Annotated in this window: 15 protein-coding genes; 14 read left to right on the top strand and 1 reads right to left on the bottom strand. The window is 30.7% G+C overall.

Going from position 1 to position 23,894, the window contains the following annotated elements:
• Positions 1-20 precede the first annotated feature (20 nt).
• The 6 genes from QMG30_RS19980 (at position 21) to QMG30_RS19955 (ending at position 8,867) form a co-directional block, all read left to right on the top strand.
• Complete coding sequence (locus tag QMG30_RS19980; RefSeq protein WP_281818555.1) at positions 21-938, top strand: ABC transporter permease; 918 nt, start codon at positions 21-23, stop codon at positions 936-938.
• Complete coding sequence (locus tag QMG30_RS19975; RefSeq protein WP_281818553.1) at positions 932-1,822, top strand: carbohydrate ABC transporter permease; 891 nt, start codon at positions 932-934, stop codon at positions 1,820-1,822. Before QMG30_RS19980 ends, QMG30_RS19975 begins: the two co-directional genes overlap by 7 nt.
• A 270-nt stretch (positions 1,823-2,092) precedes the next feature.
• Positions 2,093-3,790: an extracellular solute-binding protein gene (locus tag QMG30_RS19970; protein ID WP_281818551.1), complete on the top strand. Its 1,698-nt coding sequence runs from the start codon at positions 2,093-2,095 to the stop codon at positions 3,788-3,790.
• A gap of 259 nt (positions 3,791-4,049) precedes the next feature.
• Positions 4,050-5,750: a glycoside hydrolase family 2 TIM barrel-domain containing protein gene (locus QMG30_RS19965; RefSeq protein ID WP_281818549.1), complete on the top strand. Its 1,701-nt coding sequence runs from the start codon at positions 4,050-4,052 to the stop codon at positions 5,748-5,750.
• Between the two features lie 40 nt (positions 5,751-5,790).
• A complete protein-coding gene (locus QMG30_RS19960) occupies positions 5,791-7,299 on the top strand; it encodes a sulfatase family protein (RefSeq protein ID WP_281818548.1) in 1,509 nt (502 codons plus the stop codon).
• 86 nt (positions 7,300-7,385) lie between these two features.
• Entirely contained in the window at positions 7,386-8,867 is a 1,482-nt protein-coding gene (locus tag QMG30_RS19955) for a sulfatase-like hydrolase/transferase (protein WP_281818547.1), read from the top strand.
• Positions 8,868-8,961: 94 nt separating this feature from the next.
• On the opposite strand, the gene QMG30_RS19950 is transcribed toward QMG30_RS19955, so the two are convergent.
• Positions 8,962-10,551 carry a sulfatase family protein gene (locus QMG30_RS19950; RefSeq protein ID WP_281818546.1) on the bottom strand — a complete coding sequence of 530 codons (1,590 nt, stop codon included), beginning with the start codon at positions 10,549-10,551 and terminating at the stop codon, positions 8,962-8,964.
• A gap of 125 nt (positions 10,552-10,676) precedes the next feature.
• Between QMG30_RS19950 and QMG30_RS19945 the strand changes: the two genes are divergently transcribed.
• From QMG30_RS19945 to QMG30_RS19910, 8 genes are all read left to right on the top strand, one after another.
• Positions 10,677-11,570, top strand: a complete 894-nt coding sequence (locus QMG30_RS19945) for an AraC family transcriptional regulator (protein WP_281818544.1) — start codon at positions 10,677-10,679, stop codon at positions 11,568-11,570.
• A 407-nt stretch (positions 11,571-11,977) separates the two neighbouring features.
• On the top strand, positions 11,978-13,681 hold the full coding sequence (locus QMG30_RS19940; protein WP_281818542.1) for an extracellular solute-binding protein: 1,704 nt from the start codon (positions 11,978-11,980) through the stop codon (positions 13,679-13,681).
• Between the two features lie 106 nt (positions 13,682-13,787).
• A complete protein-coding gene (locus tag QMG30_RS19935) occupies positions 13,788-15,497 on the top strand; it encodes an extracellular solute-binding protein (protein WP_281818539.1) in 1,710 nt (569 codons plus the stop codon).
• Between the two features lie 387 nt (positions 15,498-15,884).
• Positions 15,885-17,588 carry an extracellular solute-binding protein gene (locus tag QMG30_RS19930; protein ID WP_281818538.1) on the top strand — a complete coding sequence of 568 codons (1,704 nt, stop codon included), beginning with the start codon at positions 15,885-15,887 and terminating at the stop codon, positions 17,586-17,588.
• Positions 17,589-17,975: 387 nt separating this feature from the next.
• Positions 17,976-19,676, top strand: a complete 1,701-nt coding sequence (locus tag QMG30_RS19925; protein ID WP_281818536.1) for an extracellular solute-binding protein — start codon at positions 17,976-17,978, stop codon at positions 19,674-19,676.
• Between the two features lie 17 nt (positions 19,677-19,693).
• Positions 19,694-21,856 (top strand): helix-turn-helix domain-containing protein, encoded by a 2,163-nt coding sequence (locus QMG30_RS19920; protein ID WP_281818533.1) that lies wholly within the window; start codon positions 19,694-19,696, stop codon positions 21,854-21,856.
• 76 nt (positions 21,857-21,932) lie between these two features.
• The gene (locus QMG30_RS19915) at positions 21,933-22,880 is read left to right on the top strand and encodes an ABC transporter permease (protein WP_281818531.1); all 948 of its coding nucleotides are present in this window, start codon (positions 21,933-21,935) and stop codon (positions 22,878-22,880) included.
• 70 nt (positions 22,881-22,950) lie between these two features.
• Positions 22,951-23,892, top strand: coding sequence for a carbohydrate ABC transporter permease (locus tag QMG30_RS19910; RefSeq protein WP_281818529.1), 942 nt, complete (start codon positions 22,951-22,953; stop codon positions 23,890-23,892).
• Positions 23,893-23,894: the final 2 nt, after the last annotated feature.

The raw sequence follows: 23,894 nt of genomic DNA, 5'->3' as shown, positions 1-23,894 counted from the left end.
ATTCGTCATTGGAGGAAAAAATGAAGAAAAACTATATTCATATCATAAAATCAGATTTTAAAAGGAATAAAGTTCTCTATCTTATAATTTTACCTGTGCTCATTTACTTTATATTATTTAGATATTTGCCTATGTATGGTGCAACTATAGCATTTAAAGATTTCACACCCATGAAAGGAATTGCAGGTAGTGAATTTGTAGGATTTAAACACTTTTTAAAGTTTTTTAAAAGTTTCTATTTTTTTAGAGTATTGAAAAATACCTTTACATTAAGTTTTCTACAAATTCTTTTTGGATTTCCCATACCAATAATTTTTGCTATTTTACTTAATGAAGTTTCAAATAAATATTTTAAAAAAGTGGTTCAAACAGTCACCTATTTACCGCACTTTATTTCCTTAGTTGTTATTGCAGGAATGATTACCCAATTTAGCTCTCAAAATGGCATATTTAATGATTTACTTGTTTACTTTGGAGGAACAAGAGAATCTTTGCTGCAAAATCCTGACAATTTTAGATTTATTTATATTGCCTCGGATATTTGGCAAAAAGCAGGGTGGGAATCTATTATATATTTAGCTGCATTAATGGGAATTGATTCAAGTCTTTATGAAGCAGCAGGAATTGATGGAGCTAATCGCTTCAAAAAAATACTTCATGTTACTCTACCTGGATTGACGCCAACAATAATCATTATGCTAATAATACGTATTGGAAGAGTGATGGAAGTAGGGTTTGAAAAAATTATTCTTTTGTACAATCCCGCGACTTATGAAGTTGCAGATGTTATCTCCTCATATGTCTATAGAGTTGGACTCATTGACTTAAACTGGAGCTATAGTTCAGCTGTTGGAATATTTAATGCAATCATTAATCTTAGCTTTTTGTTTATGGCGAATAAGATTAGTAGAAGATATACAGGTGGTGGATTATGGTAGATTTGAAAAGAAAAAATAAAATTAAAGTTACACTATCAGGATTTATATTTGATCGTATAAATAATTTGGTTCTGTTTGTGATTGTACTTATAACACTTTATCCGATGATTTATATTCTAATGGCCTCAATCAGTAATGGAAATGAGCTTATCAAACATACAGGGATTTTATTATGGCCAAAGGGAAAGGCAACATTGGCTGCCTATGAAATGGTTTTGGGAAATCCGTCAATTATAAGAGGATTTGCTATTTCTGTATTTATCGTAGTTGCTGGTACAAGTATATCTCTGATATTGACAAGTATGGGAGCTTATTTTCTTTCGAGAAAAAATGTGCTTTTTGGAACACCGATAATGATGTTTATAGCATTTACAATGTTTTTTAGAGGTGGATTGGTTCCAGAATTTTTGATTTATAAAGAACTAGGCTTTGTTAATAATATATGGGCACCTATACTTCCATTTGCGATAAATACATTTAATCTTATCATTCTTAGAACTGCTTTTTTTGGTATTCCGGACAGTTTAGAAGAATCCGCAAGAATAGATGGAGCAGGTCATGTTACTATATTAACTAAAATTATGTTGCCCTTGCTGAAGCCTACATTGGCTGTTATAACATTGTATTATGCTGTTTATTATTGGAATTCATGGTTTTGGCCATCTTTGCTTATCAGAGATAAAAGCATGCATCCACTTCAGGTTATTATGCGGGACATACTCATCGCGTCAGATTCGGAGATGCTTCAAAACACTGAAGATATTGTATCAGAAACGGTCAAATTTGCAACAATTATGGTCTCAACAATACCAATCTTATTTGTGTATCCATACCTACAGAAATACTTTGTAAAAGGTGTTATGATTGGTGCAGTAAAAGGCTAACGATATGCTGAAGTTGATGTAACTATTGTACAGTTTTTGTATGAAAAAAATTAAAAAGCAGTTAGTAATTTTGAAAGAATATAAAATTATTTTTTTAGAATGGTAATATTCTACTAAAACATATGTCTGAAATTGATTTTTATAGCAAAAATTCCATATGTTTTAGTAATGAGTACTATTTTGACTATCTATACAGTATTTATGACATGGGATAAACTTATATTGATGTTGTCATAAAAACGACAATGAAAATAGTTAGGAGGAAAAGCTATGAAAAAAATGTTTAAGCAAAGCATTACAGTTTTATTAGTTGGGATACTAGTGATATCAATAATTGGTTGCGGTAAAACAGATACTGTTGAGGGTGGTTCAGATGACATCAACGCAACTAAGCAAATAAGTGAAAATATTAATTTGACAGGTTATCCCATTGCTAAAGAGCCTATAACACTTACAATGACAGGTAGACAAGGGGCTTCAAAGGATTGGCAAAACACAATTCAACTTGAACAGTTTAAAGAACAATTTGGACTTGATATTAAAGCAGAACCTTATTCTAACGATTCATGGAAAACACAATTTACATTAATGCTATCTACGAATGAACTAACAGATATTGTAGTAAATAGTGCAACATCATTAACTGAATTAAATCAATATGGCGAGCAAGGATATTTTCTACCATTGAATGAATACTTAGACTATATGCCTAATTTTAAAGCTAGATTAGAAGAGTATCCAGAATGGAAAGCAGCTATTACAGCACCTGATGGTAACATCTATGCAATAGCTAAATTAAATGTAACTCTGATTGGACAGATTCCTAGAATTTTCTTGAATAAAACTTGGCTTGATAATGTAGGGATGGAAGAACCTACTAATCTTGATGAACTTTATGAAGTGCTGAAAGCTTTTAAAGAAAAAGATGCTAATGGAAATGGGGATGCCAATGATGAGATTCCTTTATCGTATGATCGTGATGCGTATTGGTATACAGATATTCCTCTTTTATCAGCATTTGGCTTGTATGGATTTGCACGAGACTATTTGTTGATTGAAGACGGTGGGACTGTTTCGTCAGGAAATATTACGGACAACTATAAAGCATACTTAAAATATATGAGAAAACTTTATTCAGAAGGTTTAATAGATCAAGAGGCATATATTCAAACTAAACAAGAGCTGGAAGCTAAAGCAAATGAAGATCGTATTGGACTTTTGGGTTGCCCTTCGGCACCATTTGCAGTAGCTAAAAAAGATAACTCTTGGGATAGAAATTGGACATCTGTAGGCGGGTTGACTGAGGAAGCAGGACAACAAGGAGTAATTCCGTTGAAAAATAGGGTTATAGATAGTGGAGTGTTTATTGTAAATGCAAATACAAAGCATCCTATAGCAATTGCACGTTTAATTGATTACCTTTGTACAGATAAAGGGGATTTCACTGGATCTCATGGATTTGAAGGATATTCTTATGAATTTATAGAAATGGAAGGAGTTAATGTTGTCACTATGATGTTGCCAGAAGGTTATAAATCAAAAGAGGAATATAGACAGCAAAAGGCAATCATTCAAGGTGCATTTTCTTTATTACAGAATTCAATAAATGGTTATGCTGAGGAAGCCGCAATTAAAATGTCTGATGAACGTCTTGAAGAAGTTATGGCTGATCCAGACAGTAGCGAATTTAGCTATTGGATGTTATTAATGGAGCGATTAAGACGTAAAGAAAATATTGAACATAAAAAGACTGTACCAAAGCTTGTTTATACAGAAGAAGAAGGTAAAAGAGTAGCCATATTAAAAACAGATATTGTGACATTTATTGATACAGCTGTAGCTCAGTTTGTAACTGGTGAAGTTGATATTGATGAGGGTTGGGATAATTATGTTACAACGTTAAAGAAAATGGGACTTGAAGAATTAATTAAGATTGAACAAACAGCATATGATCGTATGTTTAAGTAATGATGGTTATAATATTAACAAAATGTGGTGATTGATAACTATAAGTTAAAATAATGAGGAGAAATCCTGATTTTCTTCTATAGAGATGGGAATCAGGATTATGGTGTGCCCAGAAATACAGGTTCACTAAACTATCCTATTAAATATGCCTTAAGCAGAAATTAAAATAAATATATATAAATCTTCGGTGAATAACATTTTATAAATATGCCAATAAAATAAGTATTCTAACAGCACATAAACATAAAAGGAGGATATTATGATTAGATTATTCAATCAACATAAAGTTCGCCAACAAAAAGAACTTGAAGGATTGTGGGAATTTCAACCATTAAAAGAAGGGCAAAAACTGCCTTCAAATTATACTGAAAAGATGATGGTACCGAGTTGTTGGCAATCAAATATTAAATATGCAAATTATCGTGGCAAAGCTGCGTATAAACTTCAAGTAGAGATTTATGAGGATGGAAATTATGATATAACATTTAAAGGGGTTGGACACCATGGAACAGTTTATTTTGATGGTGAAAAGAAATGTTATCATTATGGTGCTTATACTGAATTTCATGTTGTTTTAAAAAATGTTAAAAAAGGTAATCATACCTTAGAAGTTATGGTGAGTAATGAATTTGACAAAGAGTCAGCATTACATATTCCAAATGATTATTATTCCTATGGTGGAATTATTCGACCAGTGGTTATTGAAAAGTTACCTGATTTATATATTAAAAATGTTCAAGGGACACCAAAGTTTGAAAATAGCACATGGCAATTGAACATTAAAGCAGAGATAGTTAATCTTTCATCAACGTGTAAGAAAGTTAATTTTATGGCCAAGCTTGGCGATTCTAATAATAAAATAAGACTTGAGAACTTACAATTGGCAGCAAAAGAAAAAAAACAATGTAAAGTAGTAATGATATGTGATGATATAAAATTATGGAGTAATCAGGAACCTAATCTTTACTTATTAGAATCTTGTCTTATAACAGATAATGGAACAATTAAGGATGATTTTAACGAGCGTATTGGATTTAGAAAGCTGGAAGTGAGTAATAGGCAGTTATTACTAAATGGGAAAGCTGTTAAGCTTAAAGGGTTTAATAGACATGAAGATTTTAATATGTCAGGTGTATCTATTCCTGTTCAGTTAGCTTGTACTGATATAACATTATTGTTGGATATGAATTGTAATACGGTTCGTACTTGTCATTATCCTAATGATGAACGATTTTTGGACTTATGTGATGAGTATGGTATTTTGGTATGGGAAGAGTCCCATGCAAGAGGTTTGAGTATAGAAGATATGCAACATAAAAATTTTCGGTCACAAAGTTTGATGTGTATAGAAGAAATGATTCAAAGCCATTATAATCATCCATCAATCATCATATGGGGGCTTCTAAATGAATGTGCCAGTCATGTTGACAAAGGAAGATCTTTATATGAGGAACAAATAAAAAAAATTAAATCTATGGATAGTAGTCGACCAGTGACATTTGCATCAGATAAGCATTTCACAGATATTTGTATGGATCTTGTTGATATTATATCAATAAATATTTATCACGGTTGGTATGGTAATTCAACAATAAAAGAAGATATTTCTTTGCAATATTGTAAAGAGTTAGAATGGATTGAATCAAAATTTGGGAATGAAAAACCAATGATTATTAGTGAATTTGGTGCAGGTGCTATCTATGGTAATCATGATGCTAGAGAACTTAAGTGGTCTGAAGAAAGACAGTGTAAAGTTATAAGTGATTCACTAGAAGTGTATTTGAAAAGGACTGAGATTATAGGCACACTAATCTGGCAATTTGCAGACTGTCGTGTAACTGAAGGAAGGTGGGAGTTTATAAGACCACGAGGTCACAATAACAAGGGGGTTGTGGATGAATATAGAAGACCAAAGTTAGCATACAATACGGTGAAAGAAATATTTCACCAAGAATATTAAAATATAGAGAATTGATATGCTGGAAAGAGGAGATAAGAAGATGGAGAAGAAAATGAATATTTTGTTAGTATTTTCAGATCAATTGAGAGCTGATACTATAGAAGCTCTAGGAAATCCAGTTATTAAAACACCTATTCTAAATAAGTTGGTAGAATCAGGGGTATCCTTTACTAGAGCTTATACACCATGTCCAGTGTGTATACCAGCAAGGTTCTCAATGCATACAGGATTTATGCCACATAAAACAGGGGTTATTGAAAATCATAGAATGCCAAATGGTTATAGAAGTTTTATGGAAATCTTGTCTGAACAAGGTTACCAAACTTTTGGTACGGGTAAGATGCATTTTACATTTGATACTGGGCGTTGTACTAAATGGGGGTTTGATAAAAGAAAAGTCTGTGATGAAGAGAATGATTTTGAAAAAAATGATTTCTATCAAAACAATAAGAAAAATGGATTTGGTCATGTTTATGATTATAAAGGTGTAAAAGGTGAGATGTATTATATACCACAAGTGTCACAGTTAACAGAAGAACTACATCATAGTGCATGGACTGTTGATGAATCCATTAATTATTTGAAAGAACGTGATAAGGATAAACCATTTTTTATGATGACATCATTTGAAAAGCCTCATCCACCATTTGCACCACCAAGTCCTTGGAATAAATTATATCGTGGACCTGATATGCCCTTGCCTAAAAGACCAGATAATTCTGAAGGATTAAAAACTCTCTGGAATGATTTTCAAAATAGGTATAAATATCGTGATCAAGGTATTGATGACAATTTGGTTAAAATGATAAAAGCTTATTATTATGCAGAGGTATCTTTTATTGATTACAATTTAGGTAGATTATTAGATTATATGGAAAAAGAAAATCTTATGGAGAATACGATGATTGTATTTACAGCAGATCATGGTGAATTTTTAGGGGATTACAATTGTTTTGGTAAAAGGAGTTTTTTAGATTCATCGGCTAAAATTCCTATGCTTGTTAAATATCCAGGATGTAATGGAAACATTATTTGTAATCAACTCGTATCGTTAATTGATATAATGCCAACTTTTTTACAAGCAGCTGAGATTCCATTTGAGGAAGATTACCCAGGTGAGAGTTTATTTGATATTTTAGATAATAAGTGTGATAGAGATACAATATATGGTCAGTATCAAAAGGAGGGCTATGCTAATTATATGGCTTTAAGTGGAGATTATAAATATATTTATTCAGCACCAGATAATAGAGAATTCCTTTTTGATTTAAAAATGGATCCTGAAGAAACAAGGAATAAAGCTAATAGTCCGTTATATCATAAAAAGACAAAGGAAATGAGAGAAAAACTTATTAGCTATTTTAAAAAAGAGGGGTATCTTGACCCGATTAAAGACGATCAATGGAAAGTTTATCCTAAGAGAGAGATGCCAGATGATTCAGATGCTTATCTATTATTTCAAGATTTGCCGGGAAGTGTTCCTCATATAAAAGGATATGAAACAGATTCAAATTCCAAAAAATATTATAATTTTCACTGGTATAAGTAGATTAGTAGCTTAAGAATAAATCATACTTAATATAAAAAATATAGGTGTGCTTTGATAATCAAAATATAAGTAAGAGGTTAAATAAAATGAAAAAAAACCCCAATATAGTCTTAATAACAACAGATCAACATAGAGCAGATATAAGAAAAAGTGAAGGATTTGAGTATGATGTTATGCCATTTTTAGATTCTTTAGCAAAAAAAGGGGTAGATTTTAAAAAATCTTATACATCTATGCCACTATGTGCGCCAGCAAGAACAAGTTTAACAACAGGAAGATATCCCACAGCAGCACATGTAAAAGTAAATCCGAATCTTATGGATAATTATTGTAGTGAGGATATATATGATGTGTTGCATAGAAATGATTATAAAATAGGATTGGTAGGTAAAGATCATACATTTAGAGAAAAAGATCATGATATATTCAATCTTTATTATGGTATAAAGGAATTAGAAAATGATGAGAACAACACAGAAAAGCAGAAAGCATTTGATACCTATAGGAAAAATCTTAAACATCTAGCAGACCATAAACCAACAAAATTTGATGTTGAAGATATTGAACCTTATAGGCTTACATCAAAGGCAATAGAGTTCATAAAAAATAATCAGAAAGATTCATTTTTTTTACAGTTAGGTATGAGAGAGCCCCATAATCCTTTTTATGCGCCAGAACCATATTTTTCTATGTTTGATCCAACACCAAATGAAACAGGAAAAGAAGATTTGGTGAAAAAAGGTGATAAATACATATGGCAGAGAAAAATATGGGAAGAAAATATAACTGACTTCAATAAAGAAATAAAAAGAACAAAGAAAAATTATTGTGGTATGCTTAAAATTATTGATGAGCAAATTGAAAGAGTTTATAATTATTTGAAAGAGAATGAATTATTAGAAAACACCATTATAATTTATGTTAGTGACCATGGAGATTTCTTTGGTGAATATGGGCTTATTCGAAAAGGTCCAGGCTTGCCTGAAGTATTATGTAGAATACCTCTAATTATAGTTGGTCCTGAAATTAAAGCTAAAGAGAAAAAATGTATGGAGCATGTATCAATATGTGATATTATGCCAACTATAAGTGAAATAATAGGGGAAGATATATCGGATGGTGTTCAAGGCAAAAGTATATTACCTATACTTATGGACATGGATTATCCAAAATGTCAATATGAAAGTGTTTATATAGAGCAAGGTGCAGGTGGTCTTTATTTTAAAAATGAAGATATAGATAATTTAACACCTGAAAACAAAGGTATTGCTGAGGCAGTAACTATTGATGAACTTAATTCTGTTACACAGGCAGGAAAAATGAGAGCTGTTATAAAAAATGATTGGAAGCTTACATTTGACATGATGGGAAAAGGTGAAATGTATAATTTGATTGAAGATAAGTATGAACTTAATAATCTATATGACAATAAAGACTGTGGCATTAAAAAGGTTGAATTATTGGAAGAATTGTTAAAAAGTTCAATAAGAGCTTCCGATGATTTGCCTTATTCTGGAACAGAGAGACATATTATTAAAAGAGATAAAAAAAGAAATTATTATCAATAATTAGGGTATCTGAATATAATGTAAGTTTTCTAATAAATCAAAAGATAATAAAGAAACGACCTATAAATACAAAGGTCGTTTCTTTAAATATTGATTAAAACATTCTATCAAGATTATGTTCACTATAATTTTTTACTTCATTTTTTACCCATGGCATTTTAGTATCTTGTATAAGTAACCCGGTGTCAGGATCATCAGGTATTATTTTTTTACCAAATAATTTCCATTGATCACCTTCAACACCTGCGGTTTCATTACCATTTCTTAGAAAGTCCATTGTTTTATGTCTCATAGTAAGTAGGTTTTGTTTATTAAACACAAGACCAGCAGAATTTCTTGTTTCAAAAGGATCTGTTTTCTTGTTGAATAAATATTCTTGTTCATCAGGGGCACTATAGAAATATTTCCAATCTTTAGATACTGCCATATAAGTTGAAGCACTAGCGCGCCACAATTCTTCATTTTCACGAAGGATAGGGCTTACTTTATCGTTGTCTTCAACAATACTATTTCTTGGATTAAAATATGAAAGTTGACCAAAGACAGTATCTCTTTTTGATGCTCCCGTAAAAATATCATAAAGATCTTCACCATCTAGTTCGTGTGATTTTATGTTAGCATTACCAAGATTTAAGAAAGTAGGAGCTAAGTCAATTAAGCTGACTGGTGTATCACAAGTAACACCACCTTCAAATTTACCTGGCATTGAGACTAACATTGGTATTCTAGCAGCTGTATCATGAAAACTTCTTTTTCCAAAACAATTATAGTCACCTAGATGTTCACCATGATCACTTGTAAAGATAATTAAAGTATTATCTAGCTGACCAGTTGATTCCAAGGTATCTAAAATTAATCCTACTTGATAATCTATGAATGAAATACAAGCATAATAGTAAGCTTTCATTGTGCGTAGAAGATTATTATCAAGTCCTTGATCCTTATATTTGTATCTGTTTTGACATTTGTTAACATATGTTTGAAGAGAATCAACATTTGCAGGTACATTAGGTAGCGGCATTAAAGCACCCCTATATATTTTGTGCCAAGGATTTGGTGGCGCAAAAGGTGGATGAGGATGGATAAAACTTGAAAAAAGATACCATGGTTTATCTGAATCTTTTTTTCTTTCTAAAAAAGCTTGAGTACGTTCTCTAATCCAAGTAGTTGGATGTAGAGATTCAGGTAATTGAGAAGGTTGTGGTACATAATACATTTCACCTCTTATACCATGAGGTTCACAAACATAATCATATCCTTTATCTTTAAGTAATTGGAGGTATGGTTCTTTATCAAGGTCAAGTCTTGTTAATTCTTCTTGACGTTCTCTTTCTTCAAAGCCAAGTAATGCTTCTGAATTTGGAGAAAAGTGACATTTTCCAATACCATAGGTATGGTAACCGTTATCTTTAAGACCATCCATAAAAGTTTCTCTGCCATCTTGTGGCATTGCTCTATTTTCATAGGTGCCAGTATGCATTGGATATTGACCGTAAATCATAGAACATCTGGCTGCTATGCATACAGGAGAAGGCGTGTATGCATTTGTGAAAGAAATACCACTTTGTGCTAGTCTATCAAGATTTGGTGTTTTAATCACAGGATTGCCGAGCGCTGCAATAGTATCATGACGCATTTGATCAACAAAAATGTGTAAAATATTTGGCTTTTTGTTTTTTGGCATAATATAACTCCTTTCATAATATATTAATTAATACATTGATTATATCAAGTTTTAATGATATAGTATTTAGATGAAAGTAAGAAGGATTTGCACAAAATAAAGAAATTGAGTAGGGATATGACAATATGCAAAATAATTCTGATGCAATGCAAAAAAAAATTATAAAGATATCAATTAGTGATATTAACCCATATATTAGAAGGGCATCAAAACACATAATTGAAGCTGGATTTTATACAGGGATAAGAATAAATCCCCATTATCAATTGCATTATATTTGTAAAGGTAAAGGTATGTTTATAATAGGAAATCAAAGTTATAATGTTACGGAAGGTGATTTCTTGATTTGGGGTCCTGGACAGTTACATAGTATTAAATCGGATGTTTTAATGCCATTACTAGTAATCGGTGTGCAATTTGATATGACTAGAAATCATTGTCACCTTGATTATCCTTGTATACATTATAATGAAAAGTCGTTTTCGTGGAATAAAGTTAATGAAGTTGTAGAATTTAATGATCTAAATAAATTATCTTCTTATAGCCAAGTTAAGGATAGAGTAAGGATAAAATACTATTTGGAAGAAGTTCAAAGATTATATTGTTTAAGAAGTACGTATTGTCAAGGAGTAATAAGTGGTTTGTTAAAGGCTGCTTTGACTTTAGTGATAGAAAATAACCTATATAATTTGACATATAATATAGGAAGTAAAATTTCTGTTGAAACTATCATAAATTATCTAAAAACACACTCTGATGAAAAAATGACAAATTCATTTCTTGGACAACGGTTTAACTATCATCCAAATCATTTGAATAAATTAGTATTGAATTGTACTGGACAAACAATTCAACAGTATTTAATAACATTACGTATGAACAAGGCAGTTGACTTGTTACAGCATAGTAATAATACAATCGGAGAAATTGCAGAAGAGGTTGGGGGATATTCCATTCATTATTTTTCTAGATTATTCAAAAAAAAGATTGGTGTGTCACCTAAAGTTTTTAGAGGGTGAAAAAAATAGGACTTTTCAAAGACATAAAACATGAGGTAATATAAATGATAAATTCATTTTTATTGCCTCTTTTTATATGTAATTTTTGTGACAAAAGTTATATCAATGATTAAAAAAAGATTGATGAATTACTAAAATTTAACATAGGTTAATGTAACTATTGTATAGTTTTTAAATTAATAAAATAAAAAAAACAGTTAATTATTTAAAAAGAATATAATATTATTTTTTTTGATGGTGCATATTCTACTAAAACATATGTCTCAAATTGATTTTTATAGCAAAAACCCCATATATTTTAAGAAAAAGTACTATTTTGACTATCTATACAGTATTTATGACATGGGATAAACTTAATATTAATGTTGTCACAAAACGACAATGAAAATAGTTAAGGAGGAAAATCAATGGGAAAAGTATTTAAGCAAAGTATTATAGTTATATTAGCGGGGATATTAATGGTATCAATGGTTGGTTGTGGAAAAACGGATACTGTTAATGGTAGTTCAGATGACACCAAAAGCATGAAAGTAACTAATGAAGTAGACGAAAACATTAATTTAACAGGTTATCCTATTGCTAAAGAACCTATTATACTTACAATGACAGGAAAACAAGGTGTAACAAAGGATTGGCAAAATACAGTTCAGCTTGAACAGTTTAAAGAGCAATTTGGACTTGATATCAAAGCAGAACCTTATTCTAATGATTCATGGAAGACACAATTTACATTAATGTTATCTACTGACGAGCTAACAGACATTGTAGTTAATAGCGCAACATCATTAACTGAAATAAATAAATATGGAGAGCAAGGATATTTCTTACCATTAAATGAATACTTAGAATATATGCCTAACTTTAAGGCTAGATTAGAAGAGTATCCTGAATGGAAAGCTGCGATAACAGCACCTGATGGTAATATCTATTCAATAGCAAAATTTGATATGGATCCAACTAGAGTAACTCCTAGAATCTTCTTAAATCAAGTTTGGCTTGATAATGTAGGAATGGAAGAACCTACTAATCTTGAAAAACTTTATGAAGTTCTAAAAGCATTTAAAGAACAAGATGCTAATGGAAATGGAGATCCAAATGATGAAATTCCTATGGCGTATGATCGTAACTTCTATTGGCGTACTGATATTCCTTTTTTATCAGCATTTGGTATAAATGGATTTACACCTGATTACTTGTCAATTGAAAATGATGGAATTATTACGTCAGGAAATATTACTGATAATTATAAAGAATTTTTAAAATATATGAGGAAACTATATTCAGAAGGATTAATAGATCAAGAGGCATATGTTCAAACTAGACAAGAACTTGAATCTAAAGCAAATGAAGATCGTATTGGACTTGTAGGTTGTCCTTCAGCACCATATGTAGTAGCTAAAAAAGATGGCTCGTGGGATAGAAATTGGACAGCTATTGGAGGGTTGACAGAAAAAGAGGGGCAACAAGGAGTAATACCAATGAATAGTAAGGTTACAGATAGTGCAGTATTTATTGTAAATGCAAATACTAAGCATCCCATAGCAATTGCACGTTTAATTGATTATCTTTGTACAGATAAAGGAATTTTAACTGGAGAATATGGATTCGAAGGACATTCTTATGAATTTAAAGAAGTAGAAGGTATTAATGTTGTTGAACTTCCAGTACCAGAGGGTTATAAATCAAAAGAGGAATATAGACAGCAAAAAGCAATTATTCAAGGGGCATTTTTGTTGATGACAGGTACAAAAGGTCGTCCTGAGGAAGTAGTAATGAGTATGACTGATGAACGCCTTGAAGAAGTTATGGCTGATTCAGACAATAATGAATTTAGTTATTGGCTGTTATTAATTGAGAGATTAAGACGTAAAGAAAATATTAAACATGAAGAAGTTCTTCCAAAACTTGTTTATACAGAAAAGGAAGGAGAAAGAGTAGCTACTTTGAAAACAGATATTACAACGTATATTGATACAGCTATTGCTCAGTTTGTAACTGGTGAAGTTGATATTGATGAAGATTGGGATAATTATATCGCAACACTAAAGCAAATGGGACTTGATGAATTAAATAAAATTGAACAAACAGCATATGATCGTATGTTTAAGTAAAATAAAGGTTAACAGGATAATGAATATGCAATTTAATATTAAGCTATTGAGGACTTTTTACTAGCTAAGTATTGATGACAATAAAAATAGTTAAGGAGGAAAATCAATGGGAATAATATTTAAGAAAAGTATTATAGTTGTATTAACGGGGATATTAATGGTATCAATGGTTGGTTGTGGAAAAACTGATACTGTTAATGGTAGTTCAGATGACACCAAAAGCACGAAAGTAACTAATGAAGTAGACGAAAACATTAATTTAACAGGTTATCCTATTGCTAAAGAACCTATTACACTTACAATGACAGGAAGACAAGGTGCAACAAAGGATTGGCAAAACACAATTCAACTTGAACAGATTAAAGAGCAATTTGGACTTGATATACAAGCAGAACCTTATTCCAACGATTCATGGAAAACACAATTTACATTAATGTTATCTACCAATGAGTTAACAGATATTGTAGTAAATAGTGCAACATCATTAGCTATAATAAACCAATATGGTGCACAAGGATATTTCTTACCATTAAATGAATACTTAGAATATATGCCTAATCTTAAGGCTAGATTTGAAGAATATCCTGAATGGAAAGCAGCTCTTACAGCACCTGATGGTAATATCTATTCAATAGCTCCCTTTAATATGGATCCCACTAGAGAAATTCCCAGAATCTTTTTGAATCAAGTTTGGCTTGATAATGTAGGAATGGAAGAACCTACTAATCTTAATGAACTTTATGAAGTGCTAAAAGCTTTTAAAGAAAAAGATGCTAATGGAAATGGAGATTCAGATGATGAAATTCCTATGGCTTATGATCGTAATTTCTATTGGTATACAGACATCCCTCTTTTATCAGCTTTTGGTTTACAAGGATATACACGAGATTATTTGTTAATTGAAGATAATGGAACGATTGCATCAGGAAATGTTACTGATAATTATAAAAAATTCTTAAAATATATGAGAAAATTATATTCAGAAGGTTTAATAGATCAAGAGGCATATATTCAAACTAGACAAGAAGTTGAATCTAAAGCAAATGAAGATCGTGTTGGACTTGTAGGTTGTCCTTCAGCACCATACGTAGTAGCTAAAAAAGATCAAACTTGGGATAAAAATTGGACAGCTATTGGAGGCTTGACTGAAAAAGCTGGACAACAAGGAGTAATTCCATTAAAGAATAAGGTTACAGATAGTGGAGTGTTTATTGTAAATGCAGAAACAAAACATCCTATAGAAATTGCACGCTTAATTGATTACCTTTGTACAGATGAAGGAATTTTAACTGGAACTCATGGATTTAAAGGACATTCTTATGAATTAATAGAAATGGAAGGGGTTAAAGTTGCTGATCTTCCTTTGCCAGAGGGTTATAAATCACAGGGTGAATATAGACAGCAAAGAGCAGTTATTCAAGGTGCATTTATGATGATGACAGGAACAGTAGGTTATCCAGAGGAAGCAGTATTAAACATGACAGATGAACGTCTTGAAAAAGTTATTGCTAATCCAGATAGTCTCAATATTGAATTAGAATATTGGAGATTGTTAATTGAGCGTTTAAGACGTAAAGAAAATCTTGAATATAAACAAGTAGTACCTAATCTTGTTTATAAAGAAAAAGAAGAGAAAAGGGTAGCCACGCTAAAAACAGATATTATGACATATATTGATACAGCTGTTGCTCAGTTTGTAACGGGTGAAGTTGATATTGATGAAGGTTGGGATGCTTATGTTACAACACTAAAGCAAATGGGACTCGATGAATTGATTGAAATTGAACAAACAGCATACGATCGTATGTTTAAGTAAAAAGAAATATTAACTCAGCTTTTTTATTTTTAAGGGTAAATTAATATTTATTTTTTGCAGAGTTAAATGAACGATTTAACTATGTAAAGCATTGAAGTAAAAAAGCTGAGTGGAATTTTAGAGTAGATGTTACTATTGTACAATTTTATAATAGATACAATTAATAAATAGCCTAAATAAATAAAAAATTAATTATATATTTATAAGGGTTAAAATAATAAACTAAAATATATGTGCTAAATTGATTTTTATTGCTTAAATTGTACATAATTATATAAAATAGGGTTATTTTGACTATCTATACAGTGTTAAAGACATAGGGTAAGCTTAATATTGTCATAATTAATGACGATAAAATAACTAAAAAATAACTAAGGAGGAAAGGTCATGAAAAAAATGTTTAAGCAAAGCATTATGATTCTATTAGTTGTAATACTTGTGATATCAATGGTTGGTTGTGGAAAAACTGATACTGTTGAGGGTGGTTCAGATGATATCAAAGTAGCTAAAAAAATAGATGAAAACATTAATTTAACAGGTTATCCCATTGTTAAAGAACCTATTACACTTACAATGACAGGTAAACAAGGTGTAACAAAGGATTGGCAAAATACAATTCAACTTGAACAGATTAAAGAGCAATTTGGACTTGATATCAAAGCAGAACCTTATTCTAACGATTCATGGAAAACTCAATTTACATTAATGTTATCTACTAACGAGCTAACAGATATTGTAGTAAATAGTGCTACACCAATGTCTGAAATAAACCAATATGGTGAGCAAGGGTATTTCTTAGCATTAAATGAATATTTAGAGTATATGCCTAATTTAAAAGCTAAATTAGAAGAATATCCTGAATGGAAAGCAGCTAGTACAGCACCTGATGGTAATATTTATTCAATAGGTAGATTAAGTATAAGTTTGATTGGAGAAATTCCTAGAATTTTCTTAAATAAAACTTGGCTTGATAATGTTGGAATGGAAGAACCTACTAATCTTGATGAACTTTATGAAGTGCTGAAAACTTTTAAAGAAAAGGATGCTAATGGAAATGGAGATGTCAATGATGAGATTCCTCTATCGTATGATCGTGATTCGTATTGGTATACAGATATCCCTCTTTTATCAGCATTTGGCTTATATGGATTCACACGAGACTATTTGTTAATTGAAGAAGATGGAACTGTAGCGTCAGGAAACATAACTGACAACTATAAAGCATACTTGAAATATATGAAAAAATTATATTCAGAAGGTTTAATAGATCAAGAGGCATATATTCAAACTAAACAAGAATTTGAATCTAAAGCTAGCGAAGATCGTATTGGACTTATAGGTTGTCCTTCTGCACCATATGTGGTAGCTAAAAAAGATAACTCATGGGATAGAAATTGGACAGCTATTGGAGGGTTGACTGAAAAAGCTGGACAACAAGGAGTAATTCCATTGAAAAATAAGGTTACAGATAGTGGAGTTATTATTGTAAATGCAGATACAAAGCATCCTATAGCAATTGCACGTTTGATTGATTACCTTTGCACAGATGAAGGGATTTTTACTGGAACTCATGGCTTTGAAGGATATTCATATGAGTATAAAGATTTAGAAGGAGTTCAAGTTATTGATCATCCTTTACCTGTGCCAGAGGGTTATAAAACAATGGGTGAGTATGGACAGCAAAAAGCAACTATTCAAGGTGCATTTTCATTGATAAAGAGAGCAACAGTAGGTTATCCAGAAGAAGCGGTATTAAAATTGACAGATGAACGTCTTGAAGAGGTCATGGAGGCTCCAGATAATTGTGGATTTAGCTATTGGATGTTAATAATAGAGCGATTAAGGCGTAAAGAAAATATTGTACATAAAGAGGTTGTACCTAGTCTTGTTTATACAGAAGAAGAAGGTAAAAGAGTAGCTACTTTAAAAACAGATATTACAACTTATATTAATACAGCTGTAGCTCAGTTTGTAACTGGTGAAGTTGATATTGATGAGGGTTGGGATAATTATGTTACATCACTAAAACAAATGGGACTTGACGAATTGATTAAAATTGAACAAACAGCATACGATCGTATGTTTAAGTAAAAAGAAATAATAACTCAGCTTTTTTATTTTTAAGGTAAACTAATATTTATTTTTTGCAGAGTTATATGAGCGATTTAACTATATAATGCATTGAAGTAAAAAAGCTGAGTGAAATTTTTAGAGTAGATGTAACTATTGTACAATTTTCAAGTAGATAAAATTAATAAACAGTCTAATTAAATAAAAAGAAATTGATATGTTTATGTGAGCTGACATAATGAACTAATATATATGTGTGAAATTGATATTTATTGCTTGAATTGTACATAATTATATAAAATAGGGTTATTTTGACTATCTATACAGTGTTGATGACATAGGGTAAACTTAATATTGTTACAAATAATGACAATAAAATAACTGAAAAATAACTGAGGAGGAAAGACCATGAAAAAAATGTTGAAGCAAAGCACTATGATTTTATTAATTGTGATACTAGTTATATCAATGGTTGGTTGTGGAAAAACTGATACTGTTAATGGTAATTCAGATGACACCAAAAGTACAAAAGTAACTAAGAAAGTAGATGAAAATATTAATTTAACAGGTTATCCCATTGCTAATAAGCCCATAACACTTACAATGACAGGTAGACAAGGTGCAACAAAGGATTGGCAGAACACGATTCAACTTGAACAGTTTAAAGAGCAATTTGGACTTGATATCAAAGCAGAACCTTATTCTAACGATTCATGGAAGACACAATTTACATTAATGTTGTCTACTGACGAGCTAACAGACATTGTAGTAAATAGTGCAACATCATTAACTGAAATAAACAAATATGGAGAGCAAGGATATTTCTTACCATTGAATGAATACTTAGAATATATGCCAAATTTTAAGGCTAGATTAGAAGAATATCCTGAATGGAGAGCAGCTATAACAGCACCTGATGGGAACATTTATTCAATAGCTAAATTTGATATGGATCCAACTAGGATAACTCCTAGAATCTTTTTGAATCAAGTTTGGCTTGATAATGTAGGAATGGAAGAACCTACTAATCTTGATGAACTTTATAAAGTACTTAAAGCTTTTAAAGATAAAGATGCTAATGGAAATGGAGATCCAGATGATGAAATTCCTATGGTGTATGGTAATAACTATTGGTATACAGACATTACTCTTTTATCAGCATTTGGTTTACAAGGATACACACGAGACTATTTATTAATTGAAGATAAGGGAACTATTGCGTCAGGAAATGTTACTGATAATTATAAAAAGTACTTGAAATATATGAGAAAACTATATTCAGAAGGTTTAATAGATCAAGAGGCATATATACAAACAAGACAAGAAATTGAATCTAAAGCAAGTGAAGATCGTGTTGGACTTGTAGGTTGTCCTTCTGCACCCTATGTAGTAGCTAAAAAAGATAACTCATGGGATAGAAATTGGACAGCTATTGGAGGGCTTACTGAAAAAGAGGGACAACAAGGAGTAATTCCATTGAAAAGTAAGGTTACAGATAGTGCAGCATTTATTGTAAATGCAGATACAAAGTATCCCATAGCAATTGCACGCTTAATTGATTACCTTTGTACAGATGAAGGAATTTTAACTGGAGAATATGGATTTGAAGGACATTCTTATGAGTATAAAGATTTGGAAGGTGTTAAAGTTGTTGATATTCCAGTGTCAGAGGGTTATAAATCAAAAGAGGAATATAGACAGCAAAGAGCAATTATTCAAAGTGCATTTTTGATGATGACAGGAACAATAGGTCGCCCTGAGGGAGCTGTAATAAATATGACCAATGAACGTCTTAATGAAGTTATAGCTGATCCAGACAATAATGAATTTAGCTATTGGTTGTTATTAGTTGAGCGATTAAGACGTAAAGAAAATATTGAATATGAAGAAGTTGTACCAAAGCTTGTTTATACAGAAAAAGAGGGACAAAGAGTAGCTACTTTGAAAACAGATATTATATCTTATATTAATACTGCTGTTGCTCAGTTTGTAACTGGGGAAGTTGATATTGATGAAGGTTGGGATAATTATGTTACAACATTAAAGCAAATGGGACTTAATGAATTAATTAAAATTGAACAAACAGCATATGATCGTATGTTTAAGTAATTATGGTTATTAAAAAAATGAATAAAAAAACTATGATAATTAAATTTTTCATTACTTATTTTTTTATTGTGTTGCCTTTATTGTTTTTTACAATTATTATAACAATGAATACAACAACTCGAATGAAAAAAGATGTTAATGAAGTATTGGCTAATCAGTTAAATAAGATTTGTGCTCAACTAATAAACGAGTATCAAAATTATGAAGAAAATAGTATACGTTTATATTCTAGACCTGAATTAGCAGAAAATAAGATGAAATCTAATTACATAAGAGCAAGAAAAGGCATAGAAGTGTTAGAAGATATTAATTGTAATGACCCATATACGGTTGACGTGTTTTTATCTTATGGAAATCATTACATTTATTCAGCTATGGGTTATTCAAAATGTAAAGTCCATTTTGAAAATGTTCTTAGCTGTACTAAAGATTCTACCCTTAAAGCCTTAGAGTTAATGGATACAAAAGAGAATAGAGTAGAGGTATTATATACGGATAAATCCGGTTATCTGGTTTATCATTATATGAATAGAAATTGGGCTAGTAGTGTTGGAAGCTCTGTCAATTATTGCATTGATTTTGATCAATTTAAACTAAAACTAGAGCAGTTAACAGATCGTTTCCCGGCCTATATAATAGTCACTATTAATAATCAAGAAGAAATTCATTTTGGATATAATGAAGTTCATGGATTATCACTTCTTACTACTGAAGAAAATCTTACAACTGAGCTAAAAGGTTATACAGTAGTTTCAGATGCTATTAAAGATATGGGGATAAAGATAGAAGTTATATATGACTCAGATCAATTATATAAAAATGTTACATATAATCAGAGATTTAATTATGTCTTTATTACTTTGAGTGTTTTGATTACAATGATTGTTTCTTTTTATGTAAGTAAGAAACGATATAAAGATATTGAAATGCTTGAAATAGATTTAAAGGAGAGGAGAATTTCAAAAAAGAATTACGAATTTAGTTTTGTAGAGTCCATTGTTAATACAATAATATTTGAAAGCGATAATTGGCAAAAAATTGCTGTTGAATCTCAAAAACAGTTAAAGAGACAAGTGGCAATGCAATTGTTCTATGGATTAATAAAAGAACCGAATGAGATTAATAGAATATTGGAAAGTTCTCAAATAGAATTATATGAAGATTATTATTTTATAGGTGGTATTATTATTAAAGACAAAGATATTCTTATTGAAGAGTTTGAGAATTTTCTTGAAACAGAGTTGTTTTGTAAAGTACCAATTAATGGTCAGACTGCTATGCTATTCTTGGTTGAAAGCCCTAACGAAGATTACTTATATCAGAAAAGAAACAGTGTTGTGCAACGTTTGATTAAAGCAGGTAAGTTGGAGAATACAGGGGGTATTCGAATAGGATTTAGTCAAATGTATCAGAACATATCTATGGCTAGTTATGCTTATATAGAGGCTGTTAGTACATTGCGTAAGATGAGTAACTGTCAGGGCTTTAGGAAGATTGAATTTTGGGAGAATGTAATTAAAGCAAGAGAAGAGGTCTTGCAACTGCCAGAAAAAGATGTAGAGGGTTATGTTAAGGCTTTGAAGGAAGAGAACCAATCAGATATTGAATATTGGATACAACGAATGAACCAGTACATATTTTATCAAATAGATTCCGAAGAAAATAGATGTTATCTACGATTTTGTATGCTTCAACCGTTGATTATGATGGTGAAAAATCAAGATGAATCTCATGTGAAAGGAAAACTGGTATCCGATGCCATTAAATATGCTTCATCTAGTGGTGAAGAATTTAATGAAACAATAAATAAAATTGTTTTTCAGTACTGCAAAAAGACAAAGAAACAGGATGATTTTGTTCGTATAATTAAATATATAGACGAAAATTTTAGTCGCTATGATTTATCGTTAGATGAAGTTGCAGCTTATTCAGGGTTTACAAAAGCTTATTTAAGTCGTTTGTTTAAAAGCAAAACAGGTAAAGGCTACAGTAAATATGTTACAGAGCTTCGTATGAATAAAGCAAAGAAATTATTGGTTGAAACAGATTTACCTATAAAAGATATAGTTCCTCAATTAGGGTACATAGATGTACCTAACTTTAGAAAACGATTTAAAATAGAATGTGGTATGAATGCTTCAGCATATCGCAAAGAATATGTCGAAAATAGCAATAGTTAAGTATAAACAGAAATCAAAGTATCATTAAAAAATTTAATAATGATGGTAGCATATTTAACCAACTAAAGGAGAAATTATGGAAAAGGCTATAAATAACAGAATGTTGAAAAAAAATAAAAATAAAAAGTTAAAAAAACGAATAATTAAACATTGGCAATTATATGTTATGATATTGCCTGCGGTTATATATCTTATTATTTTTAAATATAAACCAATGTATGGTGTAATTATTGCGTTTAAAGATTTTGATATGAGAGCGGGAATTATGGGAAGCACATGGGTAGGTTTTGACAACTTTAGTCGTTTATTCAGCTCTTATTGGTTTCCCATCATTTTGAAAAACACATTGACTATTAGTTTACTGTCTCTAGTTATTGGCTTTCCTATACCAATAATTTTAGCACTAATGGTTAATGAAATTAAGAATGAAAAAATGAAGCATACATTTCAAACAGTATCTTATGCACCTCATTTCATATCCATTATTGTAGTATGTGGTATGGTTACATTATTTTTGAATCCTTCTACAGGAATTATCAATAAATTTCTTAACTTATTAGGAATGGAATCTGTTTTCTTTATGCAGAATTCAGGAATGTTTAAATGGGTATATGTGTTAAGTGGTATTTGGCAGAATGTAGGATGGGGAGCCATTATATATTTTGCAGCTCTTTCGGGTGTTGATAAATCATTAATTGAGTCAGCAGAGATTGACGGTGCAAACCGACTTCAAAAAATTAAATATATTAACTTTCCAGTTCTTATTCCAACAATGACCATACTATTCATTTTACGTTGTGGACAACTATTAGGTGTAGGATATGAAAAAGTATATTTGTTACAAAATGCAACAAACATTAGTGCTTCTGAAGTTATTTCAACTTATGTATACAAAATGGGATTAATAAATTCTGATTTCTCATTCTCTACTGCAGTTGGATTATTTAACTCTATAATTAATGCAATTATTCTAATACTTGCAAATAGAATATCAAGAAAAGTGGGTAAATCAAGTTTATGGTAAAGTAAATATAGTAATTAAACATAGTAAAAATCATATTTTAACTAATAAATGAAAAAGGTGGTAAGAAAAAATGGCTAATGTAGTAACTAGACATAAAAGAAAAAAGACAAGAATGAAGATCCATGGCTCTGATTTGGCCTTCGATATAATAAATTATACATTATTAGTACTTAGTTTTATTATAACTTTATATCCTATTCTTTTTGTATTAAGTGCTTCTATAAGTGATCCAGATGCGGTTTCGTCAGGAAAAATGTTTTTGTTTCCAATTAATCCATCACTTGAAGGTTATAAATATGTTTTTATGCAAAAAGATATATGGGTTGGTTATGCAAATACAATATTTTATACTGTATTAGGTACGTTAATAAATCTAGCAGTGACTGTACCATGTGCATATGCATTGTCAAGAAAAAATTTAGCAGGACGAAAATACATAATGCTGCTTTTTATTTTCACTATGTATTTCAATGGAGGACTTATTCCAAGTTATTTGAATGCTAATTCATTACACCTTGTAGATACAAGAACTATTATGCTTATAAGTGGGGCAGTATCTGTGTTCAATCTTATTGTAGCTCGGACTTTCTTTGAGAATACGATTCCAGAACAATTAAATGAAGCAGCTGAAATAGATGGTTGTGGTGACTTTAAAACGTTTACAAAAATAATTTTACCTTTATCAAAGCCTATTCTTGTTGTACTTATGCTTTATTATGGTGTTGGGCATTGGAATTCATATTTTAATGCTATGATTTATTTGAAAGATCATGCAAAATTCCCATTGCAATTAATATTGCGTGAGATTTTAATTTTGAGTTCGTTTAGTTCGGATATAATGACAGATTCTATGAGTCCAGAAGCAATGGCTGCGTTACTTGAGCAACAAGATACAGCAAATATGTTGAAATATTCAGTTATTGTAGTATCAACACTACCAATGATGATTATTTACCCAAGGTTACAAAAGTACTTTGCTAAAGGAGTTATGATTGGATCAGTGAAAGGATAAAT

Origin of the sequence: Vallitalea longa, assembly GCF_027923465.1 — a bacterium.
Lineage (GTDB): Bacteria > Bacillota > Clostridia > Lachnospirales > Vallitaleaceae > Vallitalea > Vallitalea longa.
The sequence above is the reverse complement of the archived record's forward strand: the minus strand, read 5'-3'. Positions and strand labels throughout refer to the sequence as shown.

Coding starts and splice junctions, on each gene's coding strand:
- QMG30_RS19975 (WP_281818553.1), top strand. CDS start 932: ATGGTAGATTTGAAAAGAAAAAATAAAATTAAAGTTACACTATCAGGA.
- QMG30_RS19930 (WP_281818538.1), top strand. CDS start 15,885: ATGAAAAAAATGTTTAAGCAAAGCATTATGATTCTATTAGTTGTAATA.
- QMG30_RS19920 (WP_281818533.1), top strand. CDS start 19,694: ATGAATAAAAAAACTATGATAATTAAATTTTTCATTACTTATTTTTTT.
- QMG30_RS19910 (WP_281818529.1), top strand. CDS start 22,951: ATGGCTAATGTAGTAACTAGACATAAAAGAAAAAAGACAAGAATGAAG.
- QMG30_RS19950 (WP_281818546.1), bottom strand. CDS start 10,551: ATGCCAAAAAACAAAAAGCCAAATATTTTACACATTTTTGTTGATCAA.
- QMG30_RS19945 (WP_281818544.1), top strand. CDS start 10,677: ATGCAAAATAATTCTGATGCAATGCAAAAAAAAATTATAAAGATATCA.
- QMG30_RS19915 (WP_281818531.1), top strand. CDS start 21,933: ATGGAAAAGGCTATAAATAACAGAATGTTGAAAAAAAATAAAAATAAA.
- QMG30_RS19960 (WP_281818548.1), top strand. CDS start 5,791: ATGGAGAAGAAAATGAATATTTTGTTAGTATTTTCAGATCAATTGAGA.
- QMG30_RS19940 (WP_281818542.1), top strand. CDS start 11,978: ATGGGAAAAGTATTTAAGCAAAGTATTATAGTTATATTAGCGGGGATA.
- QMG30_RS19980 (WP_281818555.1), top strand. CDS start 21: ATGAAGAAAAACTATATTCATATCATAAAATCAGATTTTAAAAGGAAT.
- QMG30_RS19965 (WP_281818549.1), top strand. CDS start 4,050: ATGATTAGATTATTCAATCAACATAAAGTTCGCCAACAAAAAGAACTT.
- QMG30_RS19970 (WP_281818551.1), top strand. CDS start 2,093: ATGAAAAAAATGTTTAAGCAAAGCATTACAGTTTTATTAGTTGGGATA.
- QMG30_RS19925 (WP_281818536.1), top strand. CDS start 17,976: ATGAAAAAAATGTTGAAGCAAAGCACTATGATTTTATTAATTGTGATA.
- QMG30_RS19935 (WP_281818539.1), top strand. CDS start 13,788: ATGGGAATAATATTTAAGAAAAGTATTATAGTTGTATTAACGGGGATA.
- QMG30_RS19955 (WP_281818547.1), top strand. CDS start 7,386: ATGAAAAAAAACCCCAATATAGTCTTAATAACAACAGATCAACATAGA.